Raw genomic sequence first — 8,939 nt, 5'->3', positions numbered from 1 at the left:
CCGCCCGCGCGCGACACCGAGCGCCCCCGCACCGTCGCCACCCCCACCCAGAGCGCGCCGCCCCTCTCGGCAGCGCTGGACCTCTCGCCCCCCCCGCCCCCCCCCCCCCTTCTGCGTTGCACACCGCGCAATCCCTGCAATGTGATGCGCATCACTGTGGACTGACCTACGTCCTCAGGTCATCATATGACCCGATCGCCTTCCAGGGCTCGCGCCCCGGGAAGGCACAGCGAGACGAGGTAGGGGCATGAACGACCAGGACAGGCCGACACGTCCGCGCGTCGGCGTGGTGGGACTCGGGGCCATGGGCCTGGGGATGGCCCGCAGTCTGCGGGCGGCCGGGCACGACGTCGCGGTCCACGACCTGCGGCCGGACGTGGCCGAGGGCTTCGCCCGGGACGGCGGGACGGCGTACGCCACCACCGGCGACCTGGCGGCCGCCGTGGACGTCCTGGTCGGTGTCGTCGTCAACGCGACGCAGGTCGAGTCCGTGCTGTTCGACACCGACGGGGCGGCCGACCGGCTGCGCCCGGGCGCCGTCTTCGTGATGTGCTCCACGGTCGACCCCGGCTGGTCCGAGGAGCTCGAGGGGCGCCTCGCCGAGCGGGGCGTGCTCTACCTGGACGCCCCCATCTCCGGCGGCGCCGCCCGAGCCGCCGTCGGCGAGCTCACCATGATGACCTCCGGCCCTGCCGCGGCGTACGCACTCGCCGACCCGTTCCTGGAGGCCATGAGCGGCACGGTCTACCGGCTGGGCGAGCGCGCCGGACTCGGCTCGAAGGTCAAGATCGTGAACCAGCTCCTCGCCGGTGTGCACATCGCCGCAGCGGCCGAGGCGATGGCGCTGGGCATCAAGGCCGGCGTCCCGGCCGAGGCGCTCTACGAGGTCATCACGCACAGCGCGGGCAACTCGTGGATGTTCGAGAACCGCATGGCGCACGTCCTCGCCGGCGACTACACGCCGTTGTCCGCGGTCGACATCTTCGTCAAGGACCTCGGGCTCGTCCTGGACGCCGCCCGCCCCGAGCGCTTCCCGCTCCCGCTCGCCGCCACGGCGCACCAGATGTTCCTGCAGGCGTCGGCGGCCGGCTTCGGCCGCGAGGACGACAGCGCGGTCATCAAGATCTTCCCGGGTGTCGACCTGCCGAAGGCGGAGGGCTGACATGGGCATCCGACTCGGCTGCATCGCCGACGACTTCACCGGCGCCACCGACCTCGCCAACAACCTGGTGCGCGCGGGCATGCGCGTCGTCCAGCTGATCGACGTACCGCCCGCCGGAAGCGGCCACGACATGGACGCCGACGCCGTCGTCATCGCCCTCAAGTCGCGTACCGTCCCGGCCGCCGAGGCCGTCGACGCCTCGCTGCGGGCCCTCGCCTGGCTCCGCTCGGCAGGCGCCGAGCAGATCTACTTCAAGTACTGCTCCACCTTCGACTCGACGCCGGCGGGCAACATCGGGCCGGTCACCGAGGCCCTGATGGACGCGCTGGACACCGACTTCACCATCGCCACCCCGGCCTTCCCCGACAACGGGCGCACGGTCTTCAAGGGCCACCTCTTCGTCGGAGACGTCCTGCTCGCCGAGAGCGGGATGCGGAACCACCCGCTCACCCCGATGACCGACTCCAACCTGGTCTCCGTACTCGCCGCCCAGACCACCCGGCCGGTCGGCCTCGTCGACCACACGGTCGTCGCCGCCGGCGCCGAGGCCATCCGGTCCCGCATCTCCGAGCTGCGGGCGAACGGCGTCGCCACGGCGATCGTCGACGCCGTCTCCAACGACGACCTGGTGCGCATGGGCGCGGCGGTCCAGGGGCTGCCGCTGGTGACCGCCGGGTCCGGGCTCGCGATCGGTCTGCCCGCGAACTGGGGCTTCCGTCCCTCGCCCGCCGCCGCGCAGCTCCCGCCGTCGGCAGGGCACCGGGCCGTCGTCTCCGGATCGGTCTCCGAGGCGACCAACGGCCAGGTCGTGGAGTTCCTGAAGAGCGGCCGTCCCGCGTTCAGCGTGGATCCCCTGCGCATCGCGGCCGGTGAGGACATCGCCGGGCAGGCACTGGCCTTCGCCGAGGAGCACCTGGCCGACGGGCCGGTCCTCGTCTACTCCACCGAGACCCCCGACACCGTCCGCACCGTCCAGGGCCGCCTCGGCGCGGGCGAAGCGGGGGAGCTCGTGGAGCGGACCCTGGCGCGGGTCGCCCAGGGGCTCGTGGAGCGCGGAGTCCGCAGCCTCGTCGTCGCCGGCGGCGAGACCTCCGGAGCGGTCGTCCAGGCGCTCGGCCTCACCGGGCTGCGCATCGGGCCGCAGATCGACCCCGGCGTGCCGTGGTGCGCCGCGGCCCTCCCCGCCGGGGACACGCTCCACATCACCCTCAAGTCCGGCAACTTCGGCGGCCCCGGCTTCTTCACCGACGCCTTCGCCCTCCTCGACGCGGAGGACGCCGCGTGACCGGGCTCCGTGACAGCGCGGCGGACCTGCCGAACAGCGCCGTGGACGCGGCGCGCGCCGAGATCGTCCGGGTGGGCACGAGCCTGTTCGCCCGCGGCTACGTCCACGCCAGCGCGGGCAACATCAGCGCCCGGGTCGGCGACGGCCATCTGATCACCCCCACCGACGCCGCCCTCGGTTTCCTCGAACCCGACCGGCTCGCGCTGGTCGACGCCGGCGGCGAGCAGGTGGCGGGCGACCGCGCCAGCAAGACGCTGACGCTGCACCGGCGCATCTACGAGGCCGACCCCACGGCCCGCTTCGTCCTCCACACCCACTCCACGCATCTGGTCGGGCTCACCCTGGCCGGCGTGTGGAGCCAGGACGACGTGCTCCCGCCCCTCACCCCGTACTACGTGATGAAGGTCGGGCACGTTCCGCTCATCCCCTACCACCGGCCCGGCGACCCGCGCGTGGCCGATCTGGTGGCGGCCGCGATCGCCGACCGCGCCGCACGCGCCACCCCGATCAGGGCCGTGCTCCTCGACCGTCTGGGCCCCGTCGTCTGGGGTCCGGACGCCGCCACCGCCCTCGCCGTCCTCGAAGAACTCGAGGAGACGGCACGCCTCTGGCTCCTGACCGACCGTCGCCCTGAGCCACTCTCCAGTCACGCGATCGAGGAACTGAGGTCCACGTTCCGAGCAGCGTGGTGACCAGCGTTCCACCCCGTCAGAGAATCCCCTGAGCCGCTTACGAAGGATTCCGTCATGTCCATATCCGCGACGACGGCAGAGGCCCCCGACCTCGCCCGCGAGAACGCCGTCTTCCGCAAGGTCGTGCGCCGCATCGTCCCCTTCCTCATCCTCTGTTACGTCTTCTCCTACCTGGACCGCGTCAACGTCGGCTTCGCCAAGCTGCAGATGTCCGCGGACCTCGGTTTCAGCGAGGCGGCGTACGGCCTCGGCGCCGGCCTGTTCTTCATCGGCTACTTCCTCTTCGAGGTCCCCTCGAACCTGATGCTGCAGCGCATCGGAGCCCGCACCTGGATCGCCCGCATCATGATCACCTGGGGCGTGGTCTCGGCGGGGTTCATGTTCGTCTCGAACGAGACGACCTTCTACGTGCTCCGCTTCCTGCTCGGCGCGGCCGAGGCGGGGTTCTACCCCGGTGTGATCCTCTACTGCACGTACTGGTTCCCCTCGCACCGCCGGGCCCGGGTCATCGCCCTGTTCATGTCGGCCATCCCGGTCGCCGGCATCTTCGGCAACCCGCTGTCCGGCTGGATCATGGACCGCTTCCAGGGTGTCAACGGCTGGCAGGGCTGGCAGTGGATGTTCCTCCTGGAGGCCCTCCCCGCGCTCGCCATCGGTGTGGCCTGCCTGTTCTACCTCGACAACGGCGTCCGCGACGCCAAGTGGCTCAGCGAGGAGGAGAAGGACATCGTCGAGCGGGCGATCGCCGAGGACTCCGCCCAGAAGTCGGTGCACGGCCGGGTCCTGGACGCCTTCCGCGAGCCCAAGGTGTGGCTGATGTGCCTCATCTACTTCTGCTTCGTGATGGGCCAGTACGCGCTGACCTTCTGGATGCCCACCTTCGTCCAGTCGACCGGCATCAAGGGCAACCTCGCGATCGGCGTCCTCAGCGCCGTACCGTTCCTCGCCGCGCTCGTCGCGATGAACCTCTTCGGCCGCTCGGCGGACAAGCGCCGCGAGCGCCGCTGGCACCTGGTGATCCCGAGCCTCATGGGCGCCGTCGGCTTCTCGCTCGCCGCGAGCTGGTCCGGGTCCACCGTGCTGTCCCTGGTCGCGCTCTCCTTCGCCGCGGCCGGTGTGCTGACCTGCGCGCCGCTCTTCTGGTCGCTCCCCACCGCGTTCCTCGGCGGCACCGCCGCCGCGGCCGGACTCGCCGTGATCAACTCGGTGGGCAACCTCGCCGGCTTCGTCAGCCCGTACATGATCGGCGCGCTCAAGGACGCCACCGGCTCCACCTCGATCCCCATGTACGTCCTGGCGCTCAGCCTCGTCGTCGGCGCCGTCGCGGTGCTGACCACGAACAAGCAGGTCGTCAACCGCTGACGGGCCGCGCCCGTCCCACCGGCCGGATCCGCTCCACCGCTCAGGACCGGATCCGGCCCTTCCCCCACAGGAGTCACCATGCCGAGGTTCGCCGCGAACCTGTCCATGATGTACACCGAGCACGACTTCCTCGACCGCTTCTCCGCGGCCGCGGCCGACGGCTTCCAGGCCGTCGAGTACCTCTTCCCGTACGCCTATGACGCCACCGAACTCCGTCGCCGCCTCGACGACCACGGCCTGCGTCAGGTGCTCTTCAACGCGCCCCCGGGAGACTGGGACGGCGGCGAGCGCGGGACGGCCGCGCTGCCCGGCCGTGAGAAGGAGACGCTCGACGGGATCGACCGGGCGCTGGAGTACGCGGCGGCGCTGGACTGCCCGCGCCTCCATGTGATGGCCGGACTCGTCCGTCCCGACGCGAGCCCGGCCGAGCTCTCCGCGCACCGCGAGACGTACGTGGCCAACCTCGCCCGCGCCGCGGAGCGGGCCGCCGCGGCGGGCGTCGACATCCTGATCGAGCCGATCAACGGCCGTGACATGCCCGGCTACTTCCTGAGCCGGCAGGCCGACGCGCATGCCGTGGTGCGGGAGGCCGGCGCCCCGAACCTCAAGGTCCAACTGGACCTCTACCACTGCCAGATCGTCGAGGGCGACCTCACCACCACCCTGCGCCGCGACCTTCCCACCGGCCGCGTCGGCCATCTGCAGATCGCCGGCGTCCCGGACCGCCACGAGCCCGACCAGGGCGAGCTCGACATCCGCCATCTGTTCGGCGTCATCGACGAGTCGGGCTTCGAGGGATGGATCGGCTGCGAGTACGTCCCGCGGGCCGGCACGAGCGAGGGGCTCGGCTGGCTCAGGAACCACCAGCACGACCTCAAGAACCACCAGCACGACGAGAACCACCAGAATCACCGAGGAGACAACGCATGAGGATCGTCATCACGGGTGGCTTCGGCTTCCTCGGTCGACAGGTCGCCCGCGCCCTGCTCGACGCACGGACGTTCCGCGGTACGCCCATCGAGCGGCTGGTCCTCGCCGACCGGTTCGTGCCCGACACCTCGCCGGAGGCGGCCGACCCCATCGTCGACGTCGTGCGGGGGGACCTGACCGACAGCCTCGACGAGTTGTTCGCGAAGCCGGTCGATGTCGTCGTGCACCTGGCCTCCGCCGTCTCCGCCGAGTGCGAGGCCGACTTCGACCTCGGCATGGGCGCCAACGTCGACACGACCCGCGCGCTGCTCGAAGCCGCCCGCGCCCAGTCGGCCGCAGGGGGCCCGACGGCCCTGGTGGTGTTCTCCAGCAGCGTCGCCGTCTACGGCTCCGATCCGGCGCTTCCGCTGCCGCCGGTCGTCTCCGAGTCGACCCTGCCCACCCCGCGGTCCAGCTACGGCATCCAGAAGTTCGTCTGCGAGCAGCTGGTCGCGGAGTACACCCGCCGCGGCTACGTCGACGGCCGCGTCACCCGCCTCATGACCGTGTCCGTGCGGCCGGGGAAGCCGAACGCGGCCGCCTCGGGCTTCCTGTCCGGCATCGTCCGCGAGCCGCTCGCGGGCCTTCCGGCGATCTGCCCGGTCGACCCCGAGCTGCGGGTCGCCCTGGCCTCGCCTCGCCGCACCGTGGAGGGCATCCTCCGCGTCGCGCAGGCCGAGCGCGGTACGGGCCCGGGCCGGGTCGAGGGCAATCTGCCGGTCAACCTGCCGGCGCTCACGGTCACGGTCGCCGAGATGCTGGCCACGCTGCGCCGGGAGGCCGGTGACGCCGTCGCCGACCTGGTGACGATCGCCCCCGACCCGGCCGTCGAGTCCCTCGTGGGCTCGTGGCCCGCCGCCTTCGACAACACCCGCGCCGCGGCGCTCGGTCTGGAGCCCGACCCCGACTTCGCGGCCGTGGTACGGGACTACGTCGCCGACCACGCCGACGCGATCGCTCCCGCGGCGTCGGCCGACCCAGGCGACGGGGCTCCGCGCCGATAGACTGATGACCATGTTTTCCAAGGTGAGCGGTCCGGTCCGGCTCGCGGACCGAGTAGCGGCGATGCTCTCGGAAGAGATCGAGTCCGGGCGTATCGCCGAGGGCGACAAGCTGCCGACCGAGGTCGAGCTGGTCAAGCAGCTCGGCGTCAGCCGCACGGTGGTGCGCGAGGCCGTGTCCAGGCTCCGCAACGCCGGCCTCGTCGAAGCGCGCCAGGGCCTCGGCGTGTTCGTCCTGCCGCGCCGCACCCGGCCGCTCGACCTGGAATCCGAGGCCGCCGCGACCAAGTCCAAGGTGCTCCAGATAGTCGAGGTGCGCCGCGCCATGGAGGGCGAGGCGGCCGCGCTCGCGGCCGCCCGCGCCACACCGGCCGACTTCGCCCGGATGCGCGCGGCGCTCGACGCGATCGACGCCGCGGTCGCGGCCGGCGGCGACGGCGTCGACGAGGACCTCTCCTTCCACCAGTCCATCGCCGAGTCGACCGGCAACGCCGTGATGGTCTCCACGGTGCGGTACCTCGGCGAGGTGGCGCGCAGCGGCATCCGGATCACACGGGCGAACGAGGCGCGCCGGGACGACTTCATCGAGGACGTCCGCCAGGAGCACCACGCGATCCTGGCCGCCGTGGAGTCCGGCGACGCCGAGGCGGCCAGGGACGCCGCGCTGCGCCACATGAAGCACGCGGCCACCCGGTTGCAGGACGCGGACGAACGTTTCTGGACGGAGACCGAGGACGTCGACGTGGTGGGTCTGGACAGCACGGCGCCCTGACGGGACCGCCGCATTCGTGCGATCCCACAGGACCGGCCCCGCAAGCCTCGGATGAAACGCCCGGGTCTGGTATTCGTACAGGCGTGGGACAATGAACTACGTGCTTTTTCCCCTGGCTGAAATGCCTAGGGGCCGATCCGAACGACTGGGATGTCAGCACGTGCGTTTCCTCAATGACGTCAAGCCGCCCTACGACCTGACGTATGACGATGTCTTCATGGTGCCGAGCCGCTCGGCCGTGGGTTCCCGCCAGGCCGTGGACCTCGCCTCGCCGGACGGTTCCGGCACGACGATCCCGCTGGTCGTCGCCAACATGACCGCGATCGCCGGCCGTCGCATGGCCGAGACCGTCGCCCGCCGCGGTGGCCTCGTCGTCATCCCCCAGGACATTCCGATCGAGGTCGTCACCGACGTCATCTCGTGGGTGAAGAGCCGCCACCACGTCCTGGACACCCCCATCGTCCTGGAGCCCCACCAGACCGTCGCCGACGCGCTCTCGCTGCTGCCCAAGCGGTCGCACGACGCCGGTGTCGTCGTCGACGCGGACCGCCGTCCGGTCGGTGTCGTCACCGACGCGGACCTGTCCGGCGTGGACCGCTTCACCCAGCTCTCCGAGGTCATGTCGAAGGACCTGCTGCTCCTCGACGCCGACATCGAGCCGCGCGACGCGTTCAACACGCTCGACCACGCCAACCGCCGCTACGCCCCGGCCGTGGACAAGGACGGCCGTCTGGTCGGCATCCTGACCCGCAAGGGCGCGCTCCGCGCGACCCTGTACACCCCGGCCACCGACGCGAACGGCAAGCTGCGCATCGCCGCCGCCGTCGGCATCAACGGCGACTTCGTGGGCAAGGCCAAGCAGCTCCTCGACGCGGGCGTCGACACGCTCGTCATCGACACGGCGCACGGCCACCAGGAGTCGATGATCTCCGCGATCAAGGCCGTCCGCGCCCTCGACCCGCAGGTGCCGATCGTCGCCGGCAACATCGTCGCCGCCGAGGGTGTGCGCGACCTCATCGAGGCCGGCGCGGACATCATCAAGGTCGGTGTGGGCCCCGGCGCCATGTGCACCACGCGCATGATGACCGGCGTCGGCCGCCCGCAGTTCTCCGCCGTCCTGGAGTGCGCCGCCGAGGCGAAGAAGTACGGCAAGCACGTCTGGGCCGACGGTGGCATCCGGCACCCGCGCGATGTCGCCATGGCGCTCGCCGCCGGTGCGTCCAACGTCATGATCGGCTCGTGGTTCGCCGGGACGTACGAGTCCCCGGGCGACCTGCAGCACACCGCCGACGGGCGTCCGTACAAGGAGTCCTTCGGCATGGCCTCGGCCCGCGCCGTGCAGAACCGCACGAGCGAGGAGTCGGCCTACGACCGCGCGCGCAAGGGCCTCTTCGAGGAGGGCATCTCGACCTCCCGGATGTTCCTCGACCCGGCCCGCCCGGGCGTCGAGGACCTGATCGACTCGATCATCGCGGGCGTCCGCTCCTCCTGCACCTACGCGGGCGCGGCCTCGCTCGCCGAGTTCGAGGAGAAGGCCGTGGTCGGCATCCAGAGCGCCGCCGGTTACGCCGAGGGCAAGCCGCTGCACGCCAGCTGGAGCTAGTCGGTTCTCCGCAGCAGGGGCCCCCGCGACCGCGGGCGGGGGCCGGGGCGCGATCCGGGGGCGGGGCGGGGGGGGGGGTGTGAGACAAAAACC

General features: G+C 71.6%; 8 protein-coding genes. All 8 read left to right on the top strand.

Features of this window, described 5'->3' with window-relative positions:
* Window positions 1–247 precede the first annotated feature (247 nt).
* Window positions 248–1,162 carry an L-threonate dehydrogenase gene (gene ltnD / locus ACFVZW_RS24555; RefSeq protein WP_384525002.1) on the top strand — a complete coding sequence of 305 codons (915 nt, stop codon included), beginning with the start codon at window positions 248–250 and terminating at the stop codon, window positions 1,160–1,162.
* A gap of 1 nt (window position 1,163) precedes the next feature.
* A complete protein-coding gene (gene otnK, locus ACFVZW_RS24550) occupies window positions 1,164–2,447 on the top strand; it encodes a 3-oxo-tetronate kinase (protein ID WP_384524999.1) in 1,284 nt (427 codons plus the stop codon).
* Entirely contained in the window at window positions 2,444–3,139 is a 696-nt protein-coding gene (locus tag ACFVZW_RS24545) for an aldolase (RefSeq protein ID WP_384524996.1), read from the top strand. Before otnK ends, ACFVZW_RS24545 begins: the two co-directional genes overlap by 4 nt.
* A 54-nt stretch (window positions 3,140–3,193) precedes the next feature.
* Window positions 3,194–4,501 (top strand): MFS transporter, encoded by a 1,308-nt coding sequence (locus ACFVZW_RS24540; RefSeq protein WP_384524993.1) that lies wholly within the window; start codon window positions 3,194–3,196, stop codon window positions 4,499–4,501.
* A gap of 78 nt (window positions 4,502–4,579) precedes the next feature.
* Complete coding sequence (gene otnI / locus ACFVZW_RS24535; protein WP_384524990.1) at window positions 4,580–5,431, top strand: 2-oxo-tetronate isomerase; 852 nt, start codon at window positions 4,580–4,582, stop codon at window positions 5,429–5,431.
* Window positions 5,428–6,474 (top strand): D-erythronate dehydrogenase, encoded by a 1,047-nt coding sequence (denD, locus tag ACFVZW_RS24530; protein ID WP_384524987.1) that lies wholly within the window; start codon window positions 5,428–5,430, stop codon window positions 6,472–6,474. Before otnI ends, denD begins: the two co-directional genes overlap by 4 nt.
* A gap of 10 nt (window positions 6,475–6,484) precedes the next feature.
* Window positions 6,485–7,243 (top strand): FadR/GntR family transcriptional regulator, encoded by a 759-nt coding sequence (locus tag ACFVZW_RS24525; protein ID WP_384524984.1) that lies wholly within the window; start codon window positions 6,485–6,487, stop codon window positions 7,241–7,243.
* Window positions 7,244–7,403: 160 nt separating this feature from the next.
* A complete protein-coding gene (locus tag ACFVZW_RS24520; protein WP_384524981.1) occupies window positions 7,404–8,846 on the top strand; it encodes a GuaB1 family IMP dehydrogenase-related protein in 1,443 nt (480 codons plus the stop codon).
* Window positions 8,847–8,939: the final 93 nt, after the last annotated feature.

It is taken from the genome of Streptomyces sp. NPDC059567 (genome assembly GCF_042735655.1).
GTDB lineage: Bacteria > Actinomycetota > Actinomycetes > Streptomycetales > Streptomycetaceae > Streptomyces.
Note: the sequence above shows the minus strand (reverse complement) of the source record. Positions and strands in the feature narration are given on the sequence as shown.